Origin of the sequence: Streptomyces buecherae (assembly GCF_014295035.1) — a bacterium.
Lineage (GTDB): Bacteria > Actinomycetota > Actinomycetes > Streptomycetales > Streptomycetaceae > Streptomyces > Streptomyces youssoufiensis.
The window spans coordinates 1,693,004-1,719,817 of sequence record NZ_CP060404.1; the positions used below are offsets into that span (position 1 = coordinate 1,693,004).

The window sequence follows — 26,814 nt, forward strand, 5'->3', positions numbered from 1 at the left end:
GTCCGACGGTCGCCGTATCGGCTTCCCACCGAAGGTCCGTATCGCTTAACCGCGCAGGCTGACGCTTCATACCTCCCCGCCCCGAACCTTTCCTACCGATCCCCGTATGTCAGACGAACCGTGTGATTCGAACGCGCGCTCTCACCATGCATGCCCACTCAGCCGACCCACACTCACCGCCGCCCGCTCAGGGACGGGGGAGGTTGCGCAGGTTTGAGCGGGCCATCTGCACCATCTTCCCCACCCCGCCATCCAGGACGATCTTGCTCGCGGAGAGCGCGAACCCGGTGACCATCTCCGCGCGGATCTTCGGCGGGATCGACAGCGCGTTGGCGTCCGTGACGACGTCCACGAGCGCGGGCCCCTTGTGCGCGAAGGCGTCCCGCAGCGCCCCGCGGAGGTTCTTGGGCTTCTCCACCCGCACCCCGTAGGCGCCCGCAGCGCGGGCGATCTGGGCGAAGTCCGGGTTGTTGTTGCTTGTGCCATATGCCGGTAGGCCCGCTACCAGCATCTCCAGCTCGACCATGCCCAGCGAGGAGTTGTTGAACAGCACGATCTTCACCGGCAGGTCGTACTGCACCAGGGTGAGGAAGTCGCCCATCAGCATGGCGAACCCGCCGTCGCCCGACATGGAGACGACCTGCCGCTTCCGGTCGAGGAACTGCGCGCCGATCGCCTGCGGCAGGGCGTTGGCCATCGACCCGTGCGAGAACGAACCGATCACCCGGCGCCGACCGTTGGGCGTGAGATAGCGGGCCGCCCAGACGTTGCACATCCCCGTATCCACCGTGAACACCGCGTCGTCGGCCGCCTCTTCGTCTAGCACCGAGGCGACGTATTCCGGATGGATGGGAATGTGCTTGTCTACCTTGCGGGTGTACGCCTTGACGACCCCTTCCAGTGCGTCCGCGTGCTTGCGGAGCATCCGGTCGAGGAACTTGCGGTTCGTCTTCACCCGCACCTGCGGCGTCAGGCAGCGCAGCGTCTCGCGCACGTCACCCCAGACGGCCAGCGCCAGCGTGGAGCGCCGCCCCAGGTGCTCGGGCCGGACGTCCACCTGCACGATCTTCACGTCGTCCGGCAGGAAGGCGTTGTACGGGAAGTCGGTGCCCAGCAGGATCAGCAGATCGCACTCGTGCGTCGCCTCGTACGCGGCGCCGTAGCCGAGCAGCCCGCTCATGCCGACGTCGTACGGGTTGTCGTACTGGATCCACTCCTTGCCGCGCAGCGCGTGCCCCACCGGGGCCTTGACCCGCTCGGCGAACGCCATCACCTCGTCGTGCGCGCCCGCCGTGCCGCTGCCGCAGAACAGCGTCACCCGCTTCGCGTCGTCCACCAGGCGGGCCAGCTCGGCGATCTCGGCGTCGCCGGGGCGTACGGAGGGCCGCGAGGTCACCAGGGCGTGCTCGACCGCGCGCTCGGGGGCCTGTTCGGCGGCCACGTCGCCCGGCAGCGCGACGACGCTGACGCCGCCACGGCCGATGGCGTGCTGCACGGCGGTCTGGAGCACCCGGGGCATCTGCCGGGAGTTGGAGATCAGCTCGCTGTAGTGGCTGCACTCGCGGAAGAGCTGGTCGGGGTGGGTCTCCTGGAAGTAGCTGGTGCCGATCTCGCTGCTGGGGATCTGTGCCGCCAGGGCCAGCACGGGGGCCATGGAGCGGTGCGCGTCGTACAGGCCGTTGATCAGGTGCACGTTGCCGGGCCCGCAGGAGCCGGCGCAGGCCGCCAGCGACCCGGTGAGCTGGGCCTCGGCGCCGGCCGCGAAGGCGGCTGCCTCCTCGTGCCGGACCTGCACCCAGTCGATCCCCGGGGTGCGGCGGATGGCGTCGATGACCGGGTTGAGGCTGTCGCCCACCACCCCGTACAGCCGCTGCACACCGGCTCGCACCAGGATGTCCACGAACTGCTCCGCCACGGTCTGCTTCGCCATCGCGCGCTCGCCCCTTCCGCTGGGTCTCGCGGGTACCGGGCGCCGAGGAGCAGGCGCCCGCTGTCCGGGCCGGGTGCCCCGGTTCCTCCCATCAACCCACGAACCGCGCCGTTACGCCTCCCAGACGGTGACCGCCGTACGGTCGTCGGCGTAACCCTTCACCCGCAGCCGCACGTCCGCCAGGTAGGACGCGAGTCCGGGCGGTTCCGCCTGCGACCACCGCTCGCGCAGCGCGTCCGCGAGCGCCGGCTGCCCGGTGAACGGCTCCGCCAGTCCCGGGCCGCACAGCAGCAGCACGTCGCCCGGCCGGGCGACGGCCGCCTGGAACCGGAACGGTTCGACGGCCACGCCAGTCGCCTCCGAACCGGTCGACTCCACGCTGGCCCCGCCCGGTGCGGCCGGCGGCTCACCGGCACCGCCGGCGCCGCCACCGCCGGCCTCCGGCGCGGCGTCCACGGACTCGTCGGCCGGGGACAGGCCCACCGCGATCCGCGGGTCGGCCGGGGGACGCGGGCCGGAGCCTGCCGCCGCCGGCGCGGGCGGCGCGGGCGGCGCGGCGGGGTCGGTGTCGGGCGCGGCCTGGCCGGGGGCGGTGGTGGGGCCGCTGTCGGGGGCGGTGGCGTGCCCGGTCGGCGCTGCGGTCACGGGGGCGGCGGCCGGCTCCACGTCCTGCCAGGCGCCGTCCCGCAGTCGGAACAGCCCGCCGTCGCCGACGCCGAAGAAAATCCGCGTACGACAGTCGGGGGCGATCGGCAGCAGCAGGCAGCGCAGCGAGGCCGTGTAGGCCGTCGGGTCGAGGCCCTGTTCGTGGGCGTGCGCGCGCAGCCGGACGTAGGCGCGGTCGGTGAGCCGTTGCAGCCCCGACTTGAGCGCGGCGCGGCGCCCGCTGTGCACGTCGTCGGCGAGCCGGACGTGGCTGCGCCCGATCGCCCCGCCGATCGACGCGCACAGTTCGCGGGCCGCCCGGTGCGCGAGCGGCGCGGCCCTGGCACCGCTGGCCACGGCCACCAGCAACAGCGCCTCGTCCCCGCTGCCGAAGCGCGCGGTGAGCAGCGCGTCGCGGCGGGGCTCGCCGCGGTAGCGGGCCGAGTCGCCGCGCGAGGAGACGGCGCGCAGCGTGAGCGTGCCGTAGCTGGCCCCGTCCAACGTGGTGTCGGGCACCAGGGCGTCGAGGTCCGCGGCGTCGGCCGGCGGCAGCGCGGTCGGCTCGGCCGCGTACGTCGGCGGGCGGACCCCGATGAACTCCCCCTCGCCACGCGGCTGGCCACTCCGGAACGGCTGCGCCCCGGACGGGCCGGCCGACCGCGACGCGGCCCCGGTGCCCACGGCACCCGCCCCGTCGGCACCCGCCACGCCCCCGACGGGCACCTCGCCGGAGCCGGCCCACGCGGCGGCGGCCCCGGGCGAGGCGGCTGACCTTGGCGGGGCGACGGACCCGGGTTGGACGGCGGCCGAACCCGGCCGGTCGGCCACGGGGCCGTTCGGGCGACCCCGGTGCGGGGCGCCGGGGCGGCGCAACTCGGTCGTGGCCGGATGGTCCTCGGGCGGATGCCACGGGTCGGCGGGGCCGGGGGCCGTGGCGGGTACGTCGCGGGTCGGCGCGCTGCGGGACGAGGACGGTACGTCACGTGGCGGCGCTTGGCGTGGCGGCACCTGGCGGGTGGGAAGGTCGTCCCGGGTCGGGAGGTCCCGAGCCGGTACGTCGGCGGGCGGTGCGCCGCGGGTCGGTAGGCGGGTGGTGGGTACGTCGCGGGTTGGCGGGTCGCCGGTAGGTGCGCCGCTGGTGGGTTCGGCGCCGGTCGGTTCGGCGCCGGTCGCGTCGTCGGCGCTGCAGTCGGGGGCGGCGTCGGCGGCGGGGGACGTGGCGGTCTCCGTACTCGTCCCCGTGCTGGAGTCGGTACCCGTGCCGGAGCCGGAGCGGGGCTCACGGGTGGCGGGGTGGTGCGTCGTGGTCTCGCGGGAGGCGCCGGTGGTCGGGGCGGCGGGCTCGTCGGAGGTGCGCAACGCGTTGGGCGGCGTCGTCGGGCTCGGCATCGCGAAACCGACGGGCGTGCCGTAGCCGGGGAGGCCGGGGGCGCCGCCCTCGGTGCCGGGGGGCGGCGGCGGTTCCCAGGGCGCCCGCGCGGTCGGCCGGGGCCGGTTCGCGCCCCCCAGCGGGCCCGGCTCCGCCGTCGGCCGCACCCTGTGGCCCGCCGTCGAGGCCGGGCCGCCCCCGAACAACACGTCCCAGGGCCAGCCGGCCACCGGGGCACCGGTCGCCGGGGCACCCTCCCCCGACGGCGCCCCGACCGTGCCCTCGCCCGGCTCCGGCCGACGCGCCGGCCCGACCGCGCCCACGGCGTCCGCGTCGCCGGAAGATATGCGCCCCGCCAACGGTCCAGAGCCCCCGGCCGCCCCCGGCGGCTCCTGCTCCCCCGTCAAATCCTGCTGCGCCGTGCCCTGTGGGCTGCCGGGTGCCACGGATATCCCGCCCGGCTCCGGCGGGCCGGCTTGGTCGTCGGCGCTGTCCGAGGTGAAGCCGTCCGGAGCAGAACCATCAGGGGTGGGGTCGTCGGCGACAGGATCGGACGTCGCCGGTTGGTGCGTCGCGGGCTCGTCGGCAGCCGGAGCGTCCGGCGTCGGGGCCTGGGCTTCGGGGGTCGGCTCCCACCAGGCCAGGACCTGCGCGGCGGCGGGCTGCTCCCACCACGGAAGTTCCTCCGCCGCCGCCCCCCGGGCCTTCTCCGTGGCCTCCACCGCTTCCGGCTTCTGGGCTACGTCCAGGGGCTGCGGGACATTCGGGGTTTGCGGTGCCGGCGGGGTTTGCGGTGCCGGCGGGGTTTGGGGTGCCTGCGGTGTTCGCGCTGCCGCTGGGGAGCTGGTCGCCGCCGAGGTGTCGGGCGCGGCCACGGGAGGGTCCGGTTGCTCCGGCGCCTGCGCCGCCTCCCGTGGCGGGGCGGGCTCCGGCGGGCTCGCGGGGGCCGGCGGAGCCGGGGGCGCGGGCGGCGCGGCGGGCGCCTCGTACGGGGGGACGGGCGGCGGAGCCGGAGGCGCGGGCGGAAGCGCGGGTTCGGCCGGGGCCGGTGGCGCGGCGGGGGCGGCCGGGGCCTCGTGTCGGGGCGGGGGCGGCGGTTGGGGCGGGGCTGTGGGGGGACGGGCGTCCTTCGGCGCGGCCTGGTCCGGCGGTGTGCCAAGCGTCTGGGCCGCCGAGTCGAAGCGGTCATCCAGTGAGTCCGGACCGACGGCGGGACCGGTGTCGTCCTGGTCCGCCTCGTACAACTCCCGCCACCAGTCGTCCTCGTGGCCGTGGCGGTGTTCCCCCTGCTGGCTCATGGCCCATATTCTCCACCGCACACGACGCACGTGGACCGGAAGACCAGAACGTCTCCACACCCCGTTCGAGGCGGGAGCCCCGGTCACCGTGGGGTTGGCCCCCGCCGATCGACTGGGCAGGAACGCGCTTGCCAGTGCGAGGATGTGTGCCCGCGGGGCGGGTTCACGCCGCGGCGTATTCCCGTCGCGTCCGTCGTTGGCCCGCTTCTCGCCCACCGGCTTTCGCTAACCGGCTTTTCGCTAACCGACTCTCTGGAGGGCGCGGCATGCTGAGTGCACTGGGGCTGGACGAAGGGCAGGAGTCGACGTACCGGACCCTGGTGGCGCTCGGCGCCGCCGAGGTTCCCGAACTCGCCCTCCGGTTGTTCCGCTCGGAGGAGGACGTCGAGCGGGCGCTGCGCCGCCTGGAGCGGCAGGGGCTCGCGGCCCGGTCCGCCGGGCGCGCCGAGCGCTGGGTCGCCGTGCCGCCCGACGCCGCGCTGGGCACGCTGCTCGGCCGGCGCCGCCAGGAGTTGGAACGGGCGGAGCGGGCCGTCGCGGTCCTGACCGACGAGTACCGCAACGGGGCGCCCCGGTCCGCGACGCAGGACGCGGTGGAGATCGCCCGTGGCACGACCGCCATCGGCCACCGCTCGCTCCAACTGCTCGCGGCCGCGACCGACGAGGTGTGCGCGCTCGTCCCCGCGACGGAACGACTGCCGCGCGGCGTGCCGTTGCGCCCCGGCGTACGCCATCGCGTCGTGGTCGAGCGGGCGCTGCTGTCGCGCCCCCCGGCGCTCGGCGAACTCGCGGCGTCCCTGGGGCGCGGCTACGAGGCCAAGGTCCGCGTGGTGGACCGGCTGCCGACGACCCTGCTCGCCGTGGACGGACACCTCGCGCTCGTCGCGCTGCACCGCCCGTGCTGCGCCACGACGCCCAGCCGTGGCCCCGGCGCCGCGAGCGAGGCGTACGACGGCGCGCCAGCGGAGCCACGGGACGAGCCGTACGCGGCCGCTCACCTCGGCGCGTACGCCGGCACGCACACCGGCACGTGCGACGAGGGTGTGTGCGGGCGCGGGGCGCGCGGCGAGGCGTTGGTGGTCCACCCCAGCGGCCTGCTCGCCGCGTTGCTCGCGCTCTTCGAGGGGGTCTGGCGGGAGGCCGTACCGCTGCGGCCGGAGGCCGCGCGCCCCGGCGCGGCCCGCCCGGCGGCGCCGTCGTCCGCGCCGCCCGACGGCCCGGACGCGACGGACCTGGACATACTGTCGCTGCTGCTGGCCGGACTGACCGACGCCAGCGTCGCCAAACAACTCGACCTCGGGCTACGCACCGTGCAGCGCCGGGTGAAGGGGCTGATGGAGCGGGCGGGCGTGACGACCAGGCTCCAGCTCGGCTGGCACGCGTACGAGCTCCGCTGGATATCCCGCCCGCCCCGCCCGACCGCCACCCCCGCCACCGTCGCCGCCCCGCCCGAGGATCGCCCCCACGCCCCGCAGCCCCCTCCCCCACTCCGCCCCCCGATGCCCCGTACGCCGGCGCACGGCAGCACGGCTACGCCCGAGCGCACCACGGCGTACGGCCCCGCGCACGCGACCGGGCACCCGGCGAAGGCAACCGCCGACCGGGCCGCGAACGCCACGATCCGCGACGGCAACGCGCCGACACGTCTGAGATCCACGCCCCTACGCCGGGAGCCCGGCCAGCCCGCCGGCCACGGTGACGGCCTGCGCTAGCCGCAGCGCCCGGCGGGTCCGGTTCGGCCCGGCCCGGCCTACCGGATGCTCCGTCCCTCGGCACGGGCAGCGACGCGGTCGCACCCGGCCCCCGGCACCAGCACTAGGCACCGGGCACCAGGCACCAGGCACCAGGCACCAGAGAACGTCGATGAGCGGTCGGCGGTGTGGTCCGGCAGGCTGGGGCCATGAGTACCGGGCAGCTCGTTCTCGACGGCCTGGTGCTGCTGTTCGGGCTGGTCGGCGTCGCGCTGCCGGGGGTGCCGGGGCCGCTGATCGTCTGGGCCGGAGTGCTGTGGTGGTCGATGGCCGAACAGACCTCGGTGGCCTGGGCCCTGCTGGCCGGGGCCACGGCCGCGCTGTTGCTCAACCAGGCGCTCAGGTGGCTGCTGCCGGCCCGCGGCATGCGCGACTCGGGCATCACCCGGGGCACGCTCCTGCTCGCCGCGTGCACCGCGGGGGTCGGCTTCGTCGTCCTGCCCGTGATCGGCGCCGCGCCGGGCTTCCTGGCCGGGCTCTACGCCGCCGAGCACGTCCGCCTCGGCGCGCACGGCCCGGCCTGGTTCTCCACGCGCGACGCCCTGCGCGCCATCGGCTTCGCCGTCCTGGTCGAGCTGGTCATCTGCCTGCTGGTCACCAGCGCCTGGCTGGCCGCGGTGCTCTTCGGCTGAGCGGTGGGGGTGGGGCTGGGGTGGCTCATTACTCGGTGACCGGTGGGGCTTACCGCCGCTCGGTCATGGCGCGAGGGAATGCGCATAGGGCTCGATTCATCCGCACCCACCTCGGTCGGCTTGTGAACCTCACACCTCCCGCCCCGCTGCGGCAACAGAAGTGGCCACCGTCTCCGTCCCCGCTGCCGAGTGGCGAGTGTCGCCCCGACCCCGACTCCTTCACGGCTCTGGCTTGGCCAGGAGAGCGAGCGGGACGTGGAACGCCGAAGGGGAGCGCGTCCAAAATCAGCCACGCTCCCCCGGAGCCGGATCGGTGCCCGCCCAGCCTCCAGCCGGACGTTCGCTCCTCCGACCTGCGCTTCTCCGGCTGCGATCTGCGGATAGTGGCTGACGGGACCATAGGCAGGACTCGATTGATCTGTCCTTCGACGAGGTGAGACCCTCGAACGGGCCAAAAGACGACGCCGACAGGCGGTCACTCCGCAGACACGAGTGCGGATACCTCTGGTGACAGCGGGTGCATACGTGTAGCGTCTGCTCAAGCTGTCATGGTTCGGAAGTACCCCTTCGCCCACGTCCTCGGCGTGGGCGTTCTGCTGTGTTGTGCCGCAGGAACCAGGGCGATCACCTCCGTCCCCCGCACCTCGCGGGGAGACGCACATCGGCTGGAAGGCATGAGACATGGCTACAGGAACTGTGAAGTGGTTCAACGCTGAAAAGGGCTTCGGCTTCATCGCCCAGGACGGCGGCGGTCCGGACGTGTTCGCGCACTACTCCGCGATCAACTCCACGGGCTTCCGTGAGCTCCAGGAGGGCCAGGCCGTCACGTTCGACGTCACCCAGGGCCAGAAGGGCCCGCAGGCCGAGAACATCAACGTCGCCTGACGACCCCCTCGCCCACGCCCGGAGCGTAAACCGCCCCGGGCAGGCCCGACCGTCTGACGGGGCATCGCGACAGCGGGGCCCGGTCTTCCGACGACGACGTCTCGGACGATGACGGCCGGGTCGTGGGCGGCACCTGATCAGGGCCGTGCGGCACTGCGCCGCGCGGCCCTGTTCCGCGTCCGTACGCGGGCACACGGTAGCTCCCGGGGAGTCGCCCCTTCCCGTCCCGTGGGGCGCGCAGACGCCGCCGAACGCGCGACGGCTCCCGCGTTCCGCCGGGTACGAAGATGACCACGTACTCCTCGTAGACGTACGTGGTCTCGTGGGTGGTCGCGGGCTACGGCGGCGTCCCAGCTAGTCTCCCGTGAGGAGGATGCGGCGGCCCGTGGCGGCGGCCCCCGGAGAGGAGGCGAGAGAGGTGCGCCCGGCAGGCACCGCGCGCTCCCGGCCCCAAGCTCGGATCTCCTCGATCCGTTCCGGGTTAACCCGGATAAGGGGAACGGTGTTGGCGAAGGTGTCCTGCACGAAGGACGGTCTCAGATTCTCCACTCCGCCAGCCAGTAGTGCCTCGGCTCCCACCTCGTGCAGTGCGGATTCGATGTCGGAGCCAGCGAAGTCGACGGACAGGTCAATCAGTCGCTCCAGTTCGTCGGGCTTGGGCTCTTTGCTCAGATAACGCGCGAAGTACAGTTCGATGATCTCCTTGCGGTCCTCGGAATCGGGCAAGTCGACGAAGAACAACTCGTCGAAGCGGCCCTTGCGTAGCAGTTCGGGCGGCAGGTTGTGGACGTCGTTGGCGGTCGCCACCACGAACGACCGCGACTGCGACTCCTGGAGCCAGAACAGGAAGTGGCCGATGACCCGCTGTCCCACACCCGTCACTTCTCCGGCACCGCCGGCCAGTCCCTTCTCGATCTCGTCGATCCACAGCACGCAGGGAGCAACCCGGTCGGCAGCCTCCAGCGCGGCCCGCAGATTTCCCTCGGACTCGCCCCAGTACTTTCCGTGGATACCCCCCATATCCAGCCGATAGAGAGGAAGCTGCCACTCCTGTGCGATCGCCTTGGCCGACAGGGACTTGCCACACCCCGGCACCCCTACCAACAGCACGCCACGGGGCGGGCGCAGGTTCGTGTGCCGAAGGTCGGAATGGATGAGCCGGTTTCGCCGCTGTAGCCAGGAGCGCAAGGTCGTCAGCCCGCCGATCCGGTGATCGGCGTCCTTGAGGTGAATGCGTTCCAGCCCACTGATGTCGCTGAAGATCTGATCCTTCGCCTGAGCGAGGGCGAGCACGTCCTCCTTCGTCACCGAGCCCTTCGCCGCGATGGTGGCCATGAGGTTGACGCACTCGGTCTCGGTGGTGCCGGAGAGGAACTCGGCCGCGCGGCGGGCGTCGGTCTCGTCCCATTCGATGGGAAAGCGGCCTCGGTGATCCGCGAGGAAGCCGCTGAGGATCTCGTACGTCTCCGCCGCGTCCGGCAAGTCGAGCGTCAGGCTCATCCCCAGCCGCTGGAGCCCGCTCCACACGGGGGTGTCGGACACCAGAACCACGCTGCCCATGTTGTTCTCGGCGAGCCGCACCAGTTCCGCGATGTGGCGGACGGCCGGCGTGTCCGAGGCGATGTCGTGCGGGTCGACGAGGATCACAGTGGCGTTGGCCTGTGCGGCGAACCGCGTCGCAGCGAATTCCATGGCGCCGGTCAGCGAGCGGTCCTCTTGGACGGTCACGTGGGTGCGTAGATCTCGTAGCCCGGTCGCCCTGGTATAGATCCAAAACGGCATGCCTCGGCGGTTCGGCCGGCCGGCGATCTCGCGGAGCAGTCGCAGGGCGCGCTGCTGCTCCATCGTCCGCAACGCGACCGTCGGCACCCGAGCGGAGACGTAACTGTCAAGTCGGCGCAGGCTCTCAGCGTAGTTCGGCATACCGGCCTTCATGAGGGTGACGGACTGGAGAGCGCCACCACGGCCCCGTGTGCCTGAGGTGGCGGCGTGCGGCTGCCGTACCCGTGCCCGGCAGCCTTCGGGATGTGCCAGTTCAGTCCGGCACGACGCACCGCCGCGACGCTGTAGCCGTGCCGGCCGCCCACGGATCACCCGCGCTCGGAAGATCGCCCTCCGCAGGCGCCGACGGCTGCATGTCCCGGCAGACGTTCTCATTCGGCTCCTGGTCACTCGCGGGCCGCGGGCCGCGCGGGGTCCGGCGAGATCTGGCGAGCCGACCAGACGCCCCGGCCGACGGCTCCGGCGGGGCGACGAGGACCGAGGTGAAAGCGTTGTCGCGCATGGTCTGCAGCCGCAGTTCCACCCACTGCGGATCGCTGTCGCTGCGACCCTGTTGGACGTGGGATAGTTCCATCTCACGTTGTAGTGAGCAAATGTGCTGATCGACGGTTTCCGCGAGCTGGACGCTGATCTGGTCCGGCAGTCCCGGATGGCGCACCAATGCGCGAATGGCCTGTAGCCCGGCTCTTGCCTGGGCGAGTTCCCGGCCGAAGGAAAACTCGTCCTCGGCGGGTTCACAGGCGCGCGAAAGCCGGTCCGCCCACTGTGCGAACCTCGTGTCGACAGCGGACACAACATGGACGGCGAGCCGCTCCCAGGTGGCCACGTTGAACTCCTCGCCCCCGAGGCGGGGCAGTGCGGCCAGGTCCGCCGGCTCCTCCCGCGACCAGGCCCGCACGGCTCGCACCCAGGCCGCATAGGCCCCTCCCCCGCCCCAGAGCTCGCTCACGCCCCCACCCCCGTGTTGGGCCTGCGCAAGAGGGTCTCTCCAGGGGGCAGGGGGGCCCATTCCGGCAGCCCCTCGACAACGCGACGCCTGCGCTGGGTGGAGCGCCGCCTCGAACGAACGGCGGCTGCCGCCCCCCGCGAGTCTTCGCCGTTGTCTTTCGGACTCGGAGGAGCCCACGGTAGCCAGGGTGGTACGGGGCGGGGAACGGACGCAGTCGTAGCGGCTTCGTCATGTGTCATGCCGGCACCCCGTCCCCCAAGACAACCCGCCCGTCGAACCGTGACCCGTTGTCGGTCGTGGTCCGGAGTGAAGTGATCAATTCGATGAGGGCCGTCGCCACTGCGTCGGCATCCGCGAACTTCGCCGACCAGTCCGTCAGTTCGGCTGCGGCCTCCCGGAGCTGGAGCAGCGACTCAGCCGTGGCCCGCCTGATGGCCTCACGGGCCTGGGCTTGAGCCCGAACGGCAGCTCGTGCCCCCAGGTAGACCCGCACCCCCCAGCCCAGGGCGAGGGCCAATCCGAAGGGCAAGGCGGCCAAGACGCTGACCACGCTCGTACCCAGCAGGATGACGGCTAGCACCACGATCAGGGCTGACACGACGTTCCGTGTCCATGCGTATGCGAGCGACTTGACGTGCGCCGTGCCGTAGTGGCTCCAGTGCGCGGCGAGTGACTTCTCCAGCTCCGCCAGCGGCCACAGAAACGATCCCGTCCATGGCGGCAGTCGGAAGTACTGGGCGCCCGGGGAGTGATGTGTCGGCAAGTCGATCCGTACATCGTGCGGGACGTTCGTGCGGTAGTCCCGGGTGAACTCGGCGTGGGCGCGGGAGAGCCATTCCCGGCAGGCGCCGACGGCGAGCCGGCTGGTCTCCTGCGAGACGCCGATCGCCGTCGGGTTGAGCGCGGCGACCGTCTGAAGCATCAGAAGGTCAAGCGTGTCTGCGTGAGCGGCCAGATCGGCGTGCGCGGCGGCGGTGGCGGCTGGCACATCGCCCCCGTGTGCGACGACGGCCCGCTGGACGGCGAGCTCCCGGCGCAAGGGCAGCTCTTCGATGTCGTACTCGGACACCAACTGGTCGAGAAGATCGTCGACGACGTCTTCCATGCTCTGCGCGACATCGGCTCGTTGGTTGAGCAGGTGCTCGTACTTGTCGAGGAGGCACTGCTGAGTACGGGCCGAGGAGAGTCCCTCGGCGAGGACGCCCCACTGGGGGGACAGTAGTGCCAGTCGGGGAAATTCCGACGGCGCCACCGGAGTGCGCAAGGAATCGATCTCCACCCGCCACCGTCGGGTTTGGGCCTTCTGCGCTTTGCCGTACATGACACCGTCCGCCATCGCCTCCTTCCACCGGGTCAGGGTTCGGGCGAGTACGTCGCGGGCTGCTGCCCCGAAGATGCCGCCGGTGACCGCCTCAAGGATGACCGCGAACTCCCTGCCCAGTGATCGCGGGTCCTGGGCCAGCAGGTAGTGCCGCAGCCAGCGCGCCGCTCCGTCGGTCCGGCCCTGGCGACGCAGCACGAGGGCGAAGAAGAGCGAGGTGCGATCCGGCGAGCGGCGGAATGCCTCCTCGACGCTCCGCTCGCACAGCAGCGGGTCATCGCCGGCCCAAGAGGCCAGGGCGACGACCGCGGGAGCGAGCCAGTAGCGCGGGTTCTGGATCATCAGCTCTTCGCTGACCGTCCGTACGGTGCTCTCAGTCACCAGCCCGGCGTCGAAGGCTTGGAGCATGGCCACGGCCGTGCGCCTGACCAGCTTGTAATGGCCGAAGTCGTGGTCGATAGCGTCCTGCAGCACGCCGATGCGAGTCTCCGCCCGTTGGACTTGGGCATGCAGTTCCGACTGGCGCGCGTACGCCTGGAAGTCGTCCCGCAGTTGCAGGAGTTCCCGCCGGGCCGCCGTCTGGAGCTCCCGGGCCAGGTCGACCTGACCCGACACGTTGGCGACATGTTCACCCAGGACGTTCAGCTTGCGGCTGACATCCGCGACTTGGCGGCGGAGGGCGTAGTCGATGTCGCTCATCGCGAGCCCCCGGACGTGTGCGCGCCGAAAACTCGGCCGGCACGCGCGAGGCTGCGGTCCGCCGGCACGAGGGTGGTCAGCCCGTCGCTGTGGATCTGGATGTGCGCATGGCCCGTGGAGCAGGCAAGCCATCTGGCCGCCTCTAAGGGGTGCGGCATGGCCCCGTCGACCCCGTAGTTGCGCATGGGGCACGGGCGTGAACGGTAGCGGCCGTGAACGGCGGCTTGGCCTGACCCCGAACCTACGGAAAGGACGCCTTGTACGTCCGAGGTGCCGGCGACATCGATTAGCCGGCCACGTTCAACGAGTGCCACCTGTCCCCCAACTCGTATCCACCCGCTCGACGACGGGTCCGTGCCAGTGGCTCAGCCAACTCTCGCGGATCAGGACACGCGGTGTGGCGAACCCGGTTCCATCGTGCGACCGGTTTGGGCGAGCGGAACAGGCGTAGGACCAACTGCGCCCTTAATACAGCCAGTTAGTGCCCAAAAGTGCGTCGGTGATGTGACGAGGGAGCTGACAGACTCTCCGCCATGGCGACGCTTCATGCACTCTTGGTAGGCATTGACGACTATCCGACACTGGTAGCCCCGCCGCTGGGCGGCTGTCTCAATGACATCGCCGGGGTTTGTCGCCTCCTGGAAAAGCGCACATCGGTGCCCACCCTTCGGGTGCTGTTGGACCAGGAGGCGACCGTCGCGGCGGTCGAGGTCGGAATCCGCGACCAGCTAGGTAGGGCAGGGCCCGGGGATACCGCGATGTTCTGGTTCTCCGGGCACGGCACGCGCCAGCAGGCCCACGGGGCGGACCTGCTGGTCGAGGCTACGGGCCACAATCAAGCACTGGTCTGCGCCGACGGCCTGTTGCTCGACAAACGGCTGAGGGCGCTGCTCGCGGCGGTCGCCGCACGCGGTGCCCACGTCGTGGCGATAGTCGACTGCTGCTTCGCCGGCGGAACGACTCGCGACCCCTTGCTGACGCCTCGGTACGCACCCGCCCGCGATGTCTGGGCCCGCACGAGGCTCCCGAGGGCGCGCGATGCCGGCCCGGCATGGTCGTCTGCCCCCCGTGGCCGGAGCGAGGTGCTGCTGCTGGCGGCGAGTCGCGCCGATCAGGCCGCGCACGAGGCGTACTTCGGCGGGCACCGGTACGGGGTGTTCACCCGTGCGGTGCTCGACGTGGTCCAAGACTCACAACCGGGCGTCAGCTACCGGGAGGTGCTGTCCGCCGCCGATGCGCGAGTGCAATGCTCGGGTGGGCTGCAACAGCCCATCCTTTTTCCTCCCGGGCCGGACGGCGTCGCGGACCTGCCGTTCCTAGCAGACGGCACTGCGAGGAAGCCCGGTGTGTACCTGCTGCGCCATGGGCCGGCGGGTTGGGAGGTGAACTGCGGGGCGGGGCACGGGTTGCGCGAAGACGCCCCGGCGGGAGCCACCATCGCGGAGTTCGCTGTCATGGCGGGTGGCCCGGCACCCACCGCACACCCCACGGCAGAGGTGACGCACACGGTCGACGTGCCCGCCGTGCCCGGTCGGCTGCTCACCGCCCGGACAGTACTGCCGGACCGCGCCCTGGTCGACCCGGTGGACTGGGCTCCGGCCCCGGCACACGTCTATCCGGTCGCGCTGACCGCGCTGAGCCTGCCTGCCGCCACGGTCACCGTCAACGCAGCATCGGGGATGGCAGGTGACGTCCGAGCGACCCTGGACAGAGCGCTGGTGTCGGCCGGTCCCGGTGGCGGCCCCTCGCCGCTGCTGCGACCGGTGTCGGACCCACGGGAGGCCGGCGACCTGCACTTCCACGTGGAGATTCGAGACCTCACCGCGCACGTTCTGCGCCGCGACGGCAGCCACTTCGTCGCGCCCCAGCCCCTGTCCGTGCCCGGGGAGGCACGGCAGATCGCCGACTGCCTGATCCATCTGACGCGCTGGCACCGGCTGCGCGACCTCGCGCCGCGCCCCTCACCACTCGACGGCCTGGTGCGAGTCGAGATCAGCCCCTGGGGCTCGCCCCCCGAGCGGCTCCTCGCCCCGGACGGCCGAGGCGAGATCGTCTGCGCCTACACGGCTGGGGACATCAGGCTCCCGGACGCGGCACAGCCGCCACTGCTCTCGGTGCGTCTCCACAACCGCTCGCCGGATCGGGCCCTGTGGTGCCTGCTACTCGACCTGACGGACAGCTACGCCAGCCATGCGACGCTCTATCCGGGGCACTTCATCGCACCGGGCCACACCGGCCACGCCCTCGACGGGGAGCCCGTGCAGTTCTCCCTACCCACGGGCCGTAGGCCAGTGCCCGGAGCGGAGGGAAGGGACTGGCTCAAGCTCATCGTCGCCGAGTGTGAGCTCAACACGGTCCCGTTCCACCTACCCGCCTGGGCCCCGGCACCGGCAGGTTCTCGACTGCCCGCCCCGGGCGCCCACGACGGGATGCTGCGCTTCTCGCAGGCCCCGCCGAGTCTCTCCACGCGAGACCTGAACAGGGTCGGCGCCGGGCGGTACGGCCAGTGGACGACACGCACAATCGCTCTACGCACCGTCGTGCCAACCTCCTAGCCTCGCAACGGCACGGACCCCGTGCGGCACACCGTCCACCATGGCGGGGTCTAGCGGCCCAGGTGGACGAATCCCGCCCAAGCGCTCAGATCGTCCGGGTCCACCCGCGCTGCCCGAGCGGTCAGTTCGGCCGGGAGGCCACCGACCGACCGCCGCTCCAGTCCCAGCAACCACAGTTGAGCCCGCCGCAACGCCCGCGCGGGCGACTCGTGCTCGCGGCACAGGAAATGGTGGGTCAAAAGCATCAATCCTGAGGTCGCCTCGTCCGGTACCGGCCACAGCGAGCCCACCGCTGACCGGGCGCCTGCCACCAGGAAGGCGGTGGCCAGGGTGAACGCCTCGTTGTCCCCATGTCCCGAGACGTGGCTGCGGCACGCGGCCAACAACACGAGCGCGGGCCCCCCGGAGCTCATAGCGTCCGCCGTCCCGGTCAGGTCCTCGGCGAACAGAGTGCCGCCGGACAGGGCGAGCCCCGCGCTGCGCCGGGCGTGGTGCGTGACCGAGGCGTGGCAGGCCAGGTGCAGTACCCCGTCCGTGCTTTCGGTTCCCCGCAGCCAGTCGAGCACCTCGGCCGGTGTCCCCGCGCCGTCTCTCACCCCGCTACCGCGCCGCCCCAGGAACGTCCCGTGCGGATAGAACAGGCGCTGGATGGCATCCGCCTCCTCTCCCGCGTACACCAGGTCCCCGACGGGGTCGCCGACGATCAGGGCGCCCTCCGTCCGTGCGGCGGCGGGTCGAGCCGCCACCTCGCAGAGCAACCGAGCCGAGGCGGCGTACGAGAGGTCGGCGTCCTGCAGTGCGTATCGACGACGGCCCCGGGCGACCACGTGATACGCGGCGTGCCACGGCACGAGTCCGAGTCGCCCCATGGGGACGAGCACGAGCCTGGGTACACGGTTCGGACGGTCGGGAGCGGCGAAGACGTCAAGCAACGGCCTCATGGCGACGTACCACGCCCAACCGCACAGTCGGTCGAGTTGCCGCCGCAGTTCAGGCCGGCCACTGGGCGAGGACACCGCCGGGTCACCACCCAGCGTGCCCGTGCCCCCTGGGATCGGCCCCATGTCCCGCGCACTGCTGGGGACCGGGGCGTACTCCGCGAGCGGGCCGGCCTGTTCGGTGAGTCCGGGCAGCGGCAGGGCATGCACGTCGTCGGTGGACGTGACGAGGACGGCGGTGCCGCTCCCTCCGTCCGACTCAGGCACGAGATAGACCAGCGCGTCCCGGCCAAGGGCGCGCAGCGCTTCGCCGATGGCTGCGACGTCGGGCGGGTCCAGCAGCCGGTCGCCGGGCTCCGTCGCCCCCGCGCGCAGCGCGGTGAGCACCCGGCGCCGCAGCGCACTGGGTGCCTCCCTCGTACCGGCGCTCTCGAACGGGCCGGAATTCCCGCTGTCGATGCCAGCCGCGCTCCATTCGCCGGCCAGTTCGTCGAGTCCGGCGGCGACCAGCCGGTGGGGCACGGTCTTCGTGGTGATGACGGCGTGCAGAGTCAGGCCCCGGCAGGCTTCCAGCGCCTCGACGGCGGGTTCCAGCGCCCCCTGACGCAACGCCCAGGAGGCGACTTCGAGCGCGTGGGCCGTGGCCTCGGCGGCGGCCTGCGCGGCGTGACTGGTGGCTGACTGGAGCAACGCGGCCCAGGCATACCCACGCAGACCTTGCAGGCCGACTGTCAAGGCCCGGGCCCGGTCGCGCGAACTCCCCAGTGGTCGACGGGAGGCTCGCTCATAGCGCGCACGAGCGAGCCCCATAGCGGTGCTGGCGTAGAGCTGGCGCTCGGGCTCGCCTATGCCCACGAAACTCTCTTCGAAGAGGTCGATCGCCGAGTCCAGGTGCTCTCCACAGGTGCGTGGGTCGCGGAGCAAACCGGCTGAGAGGTAGTGAGCGTGCGCCAACAAAGCGGTGTACCGGAGGTACCCGTCGTTCCCCGGCTCCGACAACTCACGTGCTTCTCTGATCGCCCCCAGCCCCTCGGTGAGCGCTCTCGTGTCCCGGTTCCGCCAGGCGTGGTGCAACCGGCCGGCACCGCTGTCACCCAGGATCAAGGCACGGTGGCTGCGGGGGAGGGTGAGGCTGTCGCGGCGCAGTTCCCCGATCGTGGGGGCGTCTGGCAGCTGCCGGTAGGGCCTGCCGAGTGCTTCGGCCAGTGCCTCACGCCGCACGCTCATGTGGGTCAGGCGAACCCACAGCTCGGCCCTGGACGGATGGTCCGCCTCCAACTCCGCCCGGATGGCGGCCACCCGCGTGATGCACTGGTCCACCGCCACCAGGTCCCCCTGCTGAGCAGCCTCCCGCACCTCGTGCGTCAACTGCTCGGCCTCGGCCAGTAGCGCGATGCGCGGCGACAGGCCGTGCTCGTCGCGTAGTCTCCGCCACATCTCGGCCGCCGCTTCCAGTTCGTCGCGGGCTCCGTCGGCTTGGCCACGGTACTGCCGGGCCTCGGAGCCGAGGAGCAGGTCGGTGTAGTCTGTGGCCGAACCCTCCCCGTTAGCCCTGGCCAAGTGGGCGGCGACCTCGTCCATACCGCGTCCACGGCCCTGCTGCTCGTACCGGAGCATCACCAGGCCGGCCACCTTGTGCGCGTGCCGCTGCCACTCGGGGTCCTCCTTGTCTGTCTCCAGCATCGCCCCGAGCAACGTGTCTCGCAGTTCCTCACTGACGACCGCCACGTCTACGTCCATGGTCATGACGGTCAGCAACCCTGCCGCCATGCGCCCGCGCTCCCTGCTCCCCACCTCCATCCCGCACCAGAGCTCGTACCCGGCGGCGAATTCGCTGGCCAGGCGCTGCCGTCCCGATGTCCCTGCCGAGGTCCCGGGAAAGTCGGGGGCCGTGTCGCCCATGTACGGGCGTGAGTTGCCCCGTTGGACATCGTCCAGCAGTCTGGTCGCCATGTCCTTGACAGAGGCGGCGCTGAAGGCGGGCAGGGCCGTTTCGTCATCGGGCGTCAGCAGGCCACGGCGTGCCAACTCAATCCGGGCCCAGGCGTGGATGCTTTGGGCTAGGAGGGGCATTTCGGCACCTGACAGCTCACCCACCTGCGCCGAGACCGCCGCGCGACCGGCCTCTCTGACCCGTTCCGGATCCGGGTCCTGGTAGTAGCGCATCTTCTGGAAGCCGGCCAGCAGCAACAGGCGGCGGGATCTTTCGACGCCCCAGTCAGACAGTGTCTCGCGCACCAACCGCCGTGCCATGGCTATGGCACGGTCCTGCCCCTCGCTGTCGGCCTCGCGCCCTGCCTTCTCGAAGAGCACACTCGCGAAGACGCTCAGGAAGAGGGACTCCAGTCGCTCTTCCGCCCCCGGCTCGGCCAAGAGCCTGCCCACGTCCGCCATCGCCTGGTGGCCGTGGTTCTGGTCCTTCCACTTGAGCCAGATGTAGCCGTGCACGGCAGCCAGCCGGATCTCTGCCTCCCAAACCCACGGCTCGGTACTCATCCCGGCTGCCCCAGCCACGGCGAACGCGGTCTGGAACGCATCCCGTGTCGCGTCCAGCAGGGCCCGGTCCTGGGCGACGGTTCCCCGCACGAAAAGGGCCAGCCCCAGCCCGTACCAACACAGCGGCAGTTGTTCTGCCGGTGGCGACAGGTTCAACGCCTCTTGGCTGTAGTCGACCGCGCGTTCCGCGTCCCGTACGTCGGTTGTGAACTCGTAACGTTCCAGCAGGAGATACGCCTGGGCCCGGCGCAGCGCCAGGAGGGTGCCGATTTCACCGGACGGGTCCTCGTCCGGAGGTCGCGCCCACGGCTCGGCGTCGATGTGTCGCTGGATCGCTTCGTCGAGCAGCGCCCTGCGCTCCTCGACGCCTCTCCTCCCCTTACTTCTCTCGTAGCGAAGGCGTGCGACGAGGGCCAGCAGGACGTACGCGAGCGTGCGGTCCTCGCTCCCTTCCCCGTCGTCGTCCGGCAGCGCGGCGAGGCCCGCGCTCAAAAGGTTCCGGGCGTGCCGCAGCAGCGGTGCGGCCGGGGCCTCTTCGTACTGGACGCAGCGCAGATGACCGAGCATGATCCGCCACACGGCCCACGTCCCGTCGGAACCGGGGTCCTCGAACGCCTCCTCGAATTCCTCGGTCGCCCGACTGAGCAGTTCGGGGTCGCTGGTCTCGCAGTAGTCGAAGTAGGCGACTTCCGCAGCCATCGCGTGTGCCCACGCGGTCTCTTCGGACATGCGGTACTCCTCGCCGTCTCAGGGGCGGTGACCGGCCGGCGGCAGTTGGACGCGGTAGGGCTGCAGCACGGAGTTGAGCCACGCCTCACCGTCCGGCGTGCCGAAGTCCACCGGGTCGGTGTCTGCCGCCTCCAGCACGTTCGGCGGACAACGGTCCTCGAAGAGAACCACCGTGCGGTCGCCGGGTTCCCGCTTCGATGGCCACAGGAGCCCTTGCGCCCAGGGCGCGGTGTGGCGGCGAATCCAGTGTGCCCAGTCGCGGGTGTACGGGTACTCGTGGGCCTCGGTCTGCACCAGCCAACTGTCCTGATGAACGGCTGCCAGGTCCTCAGCCGTGGTCAGGGAGACCAGCGTGACGTCGGTTGCCAGCCGCAGTGTGGAGAGGTTTCGGCCCGCGACCGCGACGCGCGGGAGGAGTCGTGGGCCGCCAGCGGAGTCGAACGGTATGCCGCGCAGCAGCGCCTCGCAGACGGCGGTTGCCGCCCCGAGCCCCGCGTAGAGATATCCGTACCGGTCACAGGCGGTGGAGTCGAAACGGCCACCCCCGTACAGGCAGTGTGCCGGGACCGGGTTGAAGGCGTCAGGGACCCGGTGCGCGGCGTGTACCCGGTACAGCAGCGTTCCGGCGCCGAGTTCGACCTTGGTAGGCGCCCCGGACATCCGGGCAGGCGGGCGGTAGTTCGGCACGGCTACTCCGCATCGGTCAACATACGTGCGGCGTTCGGGAGTTGCTGTTCACGGGTGGTCCCGATGAGCGCCTCGGGGCGTGCGTCGAGCCAACCGTTGATGGTGAGCCACCAGTCCGCGGCCCCCCACGGGTCACGATCCGCGGTCAGGATGCGGTTGACGTCCAGCACGATCGGCCGCGGTCGGTGGTCCGCGGTGAACTGGAAGCTCGGCAGCCGCACGGCACCACCGCGGCCGCTCAGTCGGATTAGCCCCACCGCGTACGGATCAGCGCCTCCCAGGAACACGGTGTCCGGCTCCAAGGCCGGGGCCGCCAGAAGGCGCTCGCGTACCGGGCTGAGCAGTGACCCCACCATCCGGTGGCCGTCGACGAGCAGGACGGCTAGGTCCTCGGCGCTGAAACCAAGGTGGGTGACGTTCTCCGCGGACAAGCCGGCAGGCGGCGGCGTGGCGGTGAGGCGCGCCTGCTGCTCGCTGCCAAACAGCTCGGGCAGCCCATCCGCGAGTACCTCCACAGCGCGCGAGGCTGCCGCGTGCCGCTGTTGTTGATCACATGGGTCAGGGCCATCGCGACGTATCCGACTGAGATGCGCGGCCAGCCGCTCCCGCGTACCCGCGTCGAGCAGGCCGGCGATCCGCTCCCACTGCGCGGCGGCAGCGGCGAGTACGGCATACGGGTTCACTGGCGCTCCTCGTTCAGTGGGACGACCGATTCACCGAGCCCGCGAGCAGCCGCTCGATGAGGTCCGCATGGGCGTGCTGACGCACGATGAAGTGGATCTGCCACGGCGCTCGACGAGCCAACTCGGCCTCGACCACGGGCCACAGGGCGTTGAAGCTCTCCAGCGGTGCGAGTCCACCTCGTCCCGCACCAAGGAGCGGGAGACACACGGAGAGGAGCGGTGGGTCCTCGTGACCGGACTCCCGCGCTAGGAGGGCGAACGCCGCAACCACGGCCTGGGCGACGACCGCGGGCCGGACGTCATAGTCGTTACTGTCGGGGCGTGGGACGGCCACCGCCGCGTGATAGATCCGCCGCACCCCCTGCGCGCGCAGTGCGCCGGCCGTCGTGGCCGCCACGGTTCCCGGCAGGGCCGCTCGCCCTGGCATCTCGTTTCTCGCTACCCATCCTCGCAACTCGTCGTGGACGTAGTCCTCAACCAGCCGTCCCGTTGGGTCTTTACCCGCCCCCGCACGTCGCAGGGTGGCGGCGATCGACGCCTTGAAGGGTGCGGGCAACGCGAAGTACGTGTTGGTCGGGGAGACGACGACGTCTATCTCTCTCAGCAGATCAACCGAGTGGACGTGCACCGTCACGGTGGCGCGACGGCCGTGCACGAGCGGATGGAGCGTGCGGTGCGAGGGGGCGAGTTCGGAGAGCGGGACGGGACTGGTCTCGCATCCGCCAACGCCGCCGGGGGCCACTTCGGTCACGGGAACAGCGGCGATGAGCAGCACCTGCTCCGTGACCTGCCCCAGCACCATCAGCTCATGGTGTTTGCGGAACCGCTCGATGCTGACCCCGTACACTTGCGCGGCCCGGCGGCGACGATCAGCCGCTGGCCAGTCCCGTGTGCCGTCGGCGAGCCCGAGACAATATTCGGCAGCCGTTTGAAGGGTGCCCCCACCGAGGCACGAGACGGCGGTGCGCAGCAGTTGCTCCACCGTGGCAGTACCCGTCGCCGTCCCACCAGCGCGTTGGCGGTCGACGATCCCACAGAGCTCCGGCGTGTCCAACGAGCGCAATCCCACCACTCCGGCCCGTCTCACCGTCCGGACCTCCGCGAGTAGCGCCCCGTATTCGGGTAAGGGGATGGGTTGGGCCATGGCGGCAACAGTGGCACCCGCCCGCGCCACGGCACAAGCCCGCCCGCGGCCTCCATCACGTGGATCGGGCCGGGCGCATCCTGGTCACCCCGGTCGATTACCGGTGGGCGGGCGAACCTGGCCATGCGGCAGCGGGGCCGTCTCCGGCTTCCTGCCGGGTGCAGGGCCTTCGGGTCTGCACCCGGCGGCCACACCCGGAGCGGGGGACGATCCGCTCACGTGCCGGGCTTCCAGGGGGAGGGGCTCTCGGTCTCCGGCGGCCTCCCGGCCCGGGTCCAGCACGCGCCCGCGGCCTCCGTCGCGCGACCCCGCCGTGGTTCCTATCCCCGATACGCCTCCAACAACCGCAGCCACACCTCACTGATCGTCGGATAGGCCGGCACCGCGTGCCAGAGGCGGTCGATGGGGATCTCGGCCACCACGGCCAGGCTCGCGGAGTGCAGGAGTTCGCCGACGGCGGGGCCCGCGAAGGTGGCGCCGATCAGGTGGTCGCGGTCCAGGTCGACGACGATGCGGGCCTGGCCTCGGTAGCCGTCCACGTACAGGCTGGCGCCCGCCACCTGGCCCAGGTCCTGGTCGATGACGCGTACGCGGCGGCCCGCGCGCTTCGCCTCGGCGGCGGTCAGGCCCACCGCCGCCACCTCGGGGTCGGTGAACACGACCTGTGGAGCGCCGGCGCGGTCGGCGGTGGCGGCGTGCGCGCCCCACGGGTCGGTCTCCAGGAGCGGCAGGCCCTGCGCCCGGGCGGCGATGACGGCGCCCGCGACGCGCGCCTGGTACTTGCCCTGGTGGGTCAGCAGCGCCCGGTGGTTGGCGTCGCCCACCGCGTACAGCCAGCCGCCCGCCACGTCCCGCACCTGACAGGTGTCGTCCACGTCGAGCCACGCGCCGGGGGTCAGCTCGACCGTCTCCAGGCCGATGTCGTCGGTGCGCGGCGCCCGGCCGGTAGCGAAGAGGACCTCGTCCGCTTCGAGGGTGCCGTCCGCGCCCGCCCCGTCGCCGGAGAGGGTGAGCGTGACGGGCCCGGTCGGGTCGGGGCGCCGTACGTCTGTCACCGACGTGCCGGTACGGAGGTCCACGCCGGCCTCGGTGAGCGCGGCGGCGACGAGTTCGCCGGCGAACGGCTCCATCCGGGGTAGCAGGCCCTGGCCACGGACCAGCAGGGTCACCTCGGCGCCGAGCGCCCGCCAGGCGGTGGCCATCTCGACGGCGACGACGCCGCCGCCCACCACGGCGAGCCGCCCCGGGACGCTGGCGGCGCTGGTGGCCTCGCGGCTCGTCCACGGCCGCGCGTCGGCGAGCCCGGGCAGGTCGGGCAGGGCGGCGCGGCTGCCGGTGCAGACCGCGACGGCGTGCCGCGCGGTGAGCGTGCGCTGTCGGCCGTCCGGCTCCGTCACCGTGACCCGCCGGGGCCCGTCGAGGCGTCCGTGCCCGCGCACCAGGTCGATCCCCGCCGAGTCCAGCCACTGGGCCTGGCCGTCGTCCTTCCAGTGCGAGGCGAACGCGTCACGGTGGGCCAGCACGGCCGACGCGTCCAACGGCCCGGTCACGGCCTGCCGCAGCCCCGGCGTGCGCCGGGCGTCAGCCTGCGCGAGTACCGGGCGCAGCAGTGCCTTGCTGGGCATGCAGGCCCAGTACGAGCACTCGCCGCCGACCAGTTCGCTCTCCACGACGACGGCGGACAGGCCCTGTGCGTGCGCCCGGTCGGCCAGGTTCTCGCCGACCGGGCCAGCGCCCAGGACGATGACGTCGTACGTATCCATGGCGGCGTCCATCACAACCCGCTCTCTCTGTTGGCGACGGGGACCCACGGTCCTCGGCAACGGCTCGGCTACGGCGTGACCGGGGCCCACGGCCACAGTCGCGGCCACGGTCACGCCATCGGCGACGCGACCCGGTCCGGCGCGGATTCGGCGCGGCTCGGTGCGAGCTGCTCGGTCCGCTGTCGGCTGGCCCGGGTCGCGCCCTCCGCAAGGCTCCATCCTTACCCCGGCGCTCGGGGCGAGCCACCCGGCGGCGCGGAATGGGCAACGGGTCGCGGTGCCGGGCGCCCCGACCGGGCGTACGCCGGGGTCTTCGGAACCGGTTTCGGGGCACGACGGCGACTTTCGGGGTACGACGGCGGCCACGGGGGCCGGGTCCGAGCGGGCCCGGCCCCCGTGGCGTCACGCGCCCGGCGGGTCACGGCTTGCGCTGCACGCCCCGCTTGCGTTCCATCATGTGCCGGCCGAGCGCCTGCCGTTGCTTCCAGTCGCGCCGCATCTCGGCCCGCATCCGGGCGTCGGTGCGGGCCGAGATGCGCTCGTTCTCGCGCAGGAGCTTGCGGTAGCTGTCCAGCCGGCGCTGCTGGAGCGAGCCGTCCTCGACCGCGGCGAGGACCGCGCAGTGCGGCTCCGCCTGGTGGGCGCAGTCGTGGAACCTGCACTGCTCGGCCAGCGCCTCGATCTCGGAGAACACGCGGGCGACGCCGTCCTCCGCGTCCCACAGCCCGACGCCGCGCAGCCCGGGGGTGTCGATGAGCACCCCGCCCCAGGGCAGTGCGAGCAGGTTGCGGGTGGTGGTGGTGTGCCGGCCCTTGCCGTCCATGTCGCGGGTGGCCTGTACCTCCTGCGCGTCCTCGCCGACGAGCGCGTTGGCCAGCGTGGACTTGCCGGCGCCGGACTGGCCGAGCAGTACGGCCGTGCCGCCGGCGAGCGAGGCGGCGAGGATGTCCACGCCCTCGCCGGTGGCCGCGCTGACCGCGAGGACCTGCACGCCGGGCGCGGTGTTCTCGCAGTCGGCGACCAGGTGGCCGAGCGTGGCCGCGTCGTCCACCAGGTCCGCCTTGGTCAGCACGACCAGCGGCGTCGCCCCGCTCTCCCAGGCCAGGGCCAGGAACCGCTCCACCCGCCCGAGGTCGAGTTCGACCGCGAGCGAGACGGCGATCAGGGTGTGGTCGACGTTGGCGGCCAGGATCTGGCCCTCGGACCGCTGCGAGGAGGTGGAGCGCACGAAGGCGGTACGGCGCGGCAGCAGCGTCCGCACGTACCGCGGGTCGCTGCCGTCGGGGTCGAGCGCGGCCCAGTCACCCGTGCACACCACCCGCAGCGGGTCGTGCGGCGTGACGTACTCGGTGTCCGCGCGGACCAGGCCGTACGGGGTGACGCTGTCGCACTGGCCACGGTCGACCCGCACCACGCGCCCGGGCACCAGCCCCTGCGCGGCGTACGGGGCGAACTCGGCCTCCCAGTGCGCGTCCCAGCCGTACGGGGCGAGCGGGTGCGCGGCGGAGGAGTCGGACGAACCAAGGGAACCAGTGGGACCGTCGGAACCAGGGGAACCAGTGGAACCGGAGGAGAGAGAGGAAAGGGAGAAGCGAGGGGAAGAGGAAGACACAGGGTGGCCCTTCGGGAGCGGCCCCGGCCGGGCGCGACGACGCGCGGCGTAGAGAGGATCAGCCGGGGACCACGGAGGTGGACTTGATGAACTCGCGGAAGCGGGCAGCGCCCAGCGCAACGACAGCCATCGGTCGACACCTCCTCGTCACACACGGTCTGACTTCGGCGGCTTGCTGCCGCCGAGGGGAACAGCGAGCACTCTAGCCCCGGACCGCGCGGCCCGGCCACCGCTTTTTCACGGGCCGTCACGCGGGGCTCCTCGGGGGCTTCTCGCGGGGTCGCTCCCGGGGCTTTTCGCGGGTGGCCGCGGGTGTCGGGCGCGGGGGTGGGCTTGACCGATTCGGTGAATTGCGAAACTTCGCAATTCGTTGGATGGTGTGCGGGCGGTGCGCAGGGGCGCCCGCGCTCAGCAGCCTGTCGCCGCGCCGGCCGCCGTCCGGCCCGCGGCCGGGCGCACCCGGCCCGGCCGGAGTGCGGGGAAGTCGAGGTCGAGGGGTCGTGTCGGTTCCGCTGTACCAGGCGAAGGCCGAGTTCTTCCGCATGTTGGGCCACCCTGTGCGGATACGCGTACTGGAGCTGTTGCGGGACGGGCCGCTGCCCGTGCGGGAGTTGTTGGCCGCGATCGAGGTGGAGCCGTCCGCGCTGTCGCAGCAGCTCGCGGTGTTGCGCCGGTCGGGCTTCGTCACCTCGCGGCGGGACGGTTCGACGGTCGTGTACGCGCTGGCCGGTGGCGACGTGGCCGCTCTGATGCGGGCCGCCCGGCGCGTCCTGACCGAGATGCTCGCCGGGCGGCACGAGTTGCTCGACGTCCTGCGGGAGGCAGAGCCGGCGAAGGTGGCGGCGCGGTGAGCGCCACCGTCCCGCGCGGGGCCGCTGGCCCGGCGCGGTCCCCACGGCCGGTGGCCGGTTCGCGGCGCGCGGAGTGGCCGTGATCGGACTCGCCG

15 protein-coding genes and 2 pseudogenes are annotated in these 26,814 nt (G+C 72.1%); 6 read left to right on the forward strand and 11 right to left on the reverse strand.

Annotation, left to right across the window (positions count from 1 at the left end):
• Nucleotides 1-187: 187 nt before the first annotated feature.
• Complete coding sequence (locus H7H31_RS06115) at nt 188-1,930, reverse strand: pyruvate dehydrogenase (protein ID WP_187060946.1); 1,743 nt, start codon at nt 1,928-1,930, stop codon at nt 188-190.
• A gap of 111 nt (nt 1,931-2,041) precedes the next feature.
• Nucleotides 2,042-3,964, reverse strand: coding sequence for a protein phosphatase 2C domain-containing protein (locus H7H31_RS06120; RefSeq protein ID WP_187117825.1), 1,923 nt, complete (start codon nt 3,962-3,964; stop codon nt 2,042-2,044).
• A gap of 1,544 nt (nt 3,965-5,508) precedes the next feature.
• On the opposite strand from H7H31_RS06120, the pseudogene H7H31_RS33720 reads away from it, so the two are divergent.
• From H7H31_RS33720 to H7H31_RS06135, 4 genes and pseudogenes are all read left to right on the forward strand, one after another.
• Nucleotides 5,509-5,700: pseudogene (locus H7H31_RS33720) on the forward strand (helix-turn-helix domain-containing protein); the annotation flags it as partial.
• A 264-nt stretch (nt 5,701-5,964) separates the two neighbouring features.
• Nucleotides 5,965-6,654: pseudogene (locus tag H7H31_RS34905) on the forward strand (helix-turn-helix transcriptional regulator); the annotation flags it as partial.
• A 488-nt stretch (nt 6,655-7,142) separates the two neighbouring features.
• Nucleotides 7,143-7,625, forward strand: a complete 483-nt coding sequence (locus H7H31_RS06130) for a DUF456 domain-containing protein (protein ID WP_187060196.1) — start codon at nt 7,143-7,145, stop codon at nt 7,623-7,625.
• Between the two features lie 681 nt (nt 7,626-8,306).
• Nucleotides 8,307-8,510 (forward strand): cold-shock protein, encoded by a 204-nt coding sequence (locus H7H31_RS06135; RefSeq protein ID WP_031104458.1) that lies wholly within the window; start codon nt 8,307-8,309, stop codon nt 8,508-8,510.
• Nucleotides 8,511-8,864: 354 nt separating this feature from the next.
• On the opposite strand, the gene H7H31_RS06140 is transcribed toward H7H31_RS06135, so the two are convergent.
• From H7H31_RS06140 to H7H31_RS06150, 3 genes are all read right to left on the reverse strand, one after another.
• Complete coding sequence (locus H7H31_RS06140; protein ID WP_187060197.1) at nt 8,865-10,433, reverse strand: AAA family ATPase; 1,569 nt, start codon at nt 10,431-10,433, stop codon at nt 8,865-8,867.
• Between the two features lie 112 nt (nt 10,434-10,545).
• Entirely contained in the window at nt 10,546-11,118 is a 573-nt protein-coding gene (locus H7H31_RS06145) for a hypothetical protein (RefSeq protein WP_187060198.1), read from the reverse strand.
• 358 nt (nt 11,119-11,476) lie between these two features.
• Nucleotides 11,477-13,261, reverse strand: a complete 1,785-nt coding sequence (locus H7H31_RS06150; RefSeq protein ID WP_187062698.1) for a hypothetical protein — start codon at nt 13,259-13,261, stop codon at nt 11,477-11,479.
• Between the two features lie 533 nt (nt 13,262-13,794).
• Between H7H31_RS06150 and H7H31_RS06155 the strand changes: the two genes are divergently transcribed.
• Nucleotides 13,795-15,816: a caspase family protein gene (locus H7H31_RS06155; RefSeq protein WP_187062699.1), complete on the forward strand. Its 2,022-nt coding sequence runs from the start codon at nt 13,795-13,797 to the stop codon at nt 15,814-15,816.
• A gap of 50 nt (nt 15,817-15,866) precedes the next feature.
• On the opposite strand, the gene H7H31_RS06160 is transcribed toward H7H31_RS06155, so the two are convergent.
• The 6 genes from H7H31_RS06160 to rsgA all read right to left on the reverse strand — a co-directional run bounded on the left by H7H31_RS06160 (nt 15,867) and on the right by rsgA (nt 25,868).
• Nucleotides 15,867-19,979, reverse strand: a complete 4,113-nt coding sequence (locus H7H31_RS06160) for a CHAT domain-containing protein (RefSeq protein WP_187062700.1) — start codon at nt 19,977-19,979, stop codon at nt 15,867-15,869.
• A gap of 18 nt (nt 19,980-19,997) precedes the next feature.
• Nucleotides 19,998-20,639: an RES family NAD+ phosphorylase gene (locus tag H7H31_RS06165; protein WP_222625235.1), complete on the reverse strand. Its 642-nt coding sequence runs from the start codon at nt 20,637-20,639 to the stop codon at nt 19,998-20,000.
• 29 nt (nt 20,640-20,668) lie between these two features.
• Nucleotides 20,669-21,349, reverse strand: a complete 681-nt coding sequence (locus H7H31_RS06170; protein ID WP_187062702.1) for a hypothetical protein — start codon at nt 21,347-21,349, stop codon at nt 20,669-20,671.
• Nucleotides 21,350-21,362: 13 nt separating this feature from the next.
• Complete coding sequence (locus tag H7H31_RS06175) at nt 21,363-22,493, reverse strand: hypothetical protein (protein WP_187062703.1); 1,131 nt, start codon at nt 22,491-22,493, stop codon at nt 21,363-21,365.
• A 320-nt stretch (nt 22,494-22,813) separates the two neighbouring features.
• Nucleotides 22,814-24,256 (reverse strand): dihydrolipoyl dehydrogenase family protein, encoded by a 1,443-nt coding sequence (locus H7H31_RS06180; RefSeq protein ID WP_372455961.1) that lies wholly within the window; start codon nt 24,254-24,256, stop codon nt 22,814-22,816.
• Between the two features lie 418 nt (nt 24,257-24,674).
• Nucleotides 24,675-25,868: a ribosome small subunit-dependent GTPase A gene (gene rsgA, locus H7H31_RS06185; protein WP_187062705.1), complete on the reverse strand. Its 1,194-nt coding sequence runs from the start codon at nt 25,866-25,868 to the stop codon at nt 24,675-24,677.
• Between the two features lie 500 nt (nt 25,869-26,368).
• Here rsgA and H7H31_RS06190 point away from each other — a divergent pair, with 500 nt between their 5' ends.
• Complete coding sequence (locus tag H7H31_RS06190; protein ID WP_187062706.1) at nt 26,369-26,719, forward strand: ArsR/SmtB family transcription factor; 351 nt, start codon at nt 26,369-26,371, stop codon at nt 26,717-26,719.
• Nucleotides 26,720-26,814: the final 95 nt, after the last annotated feature.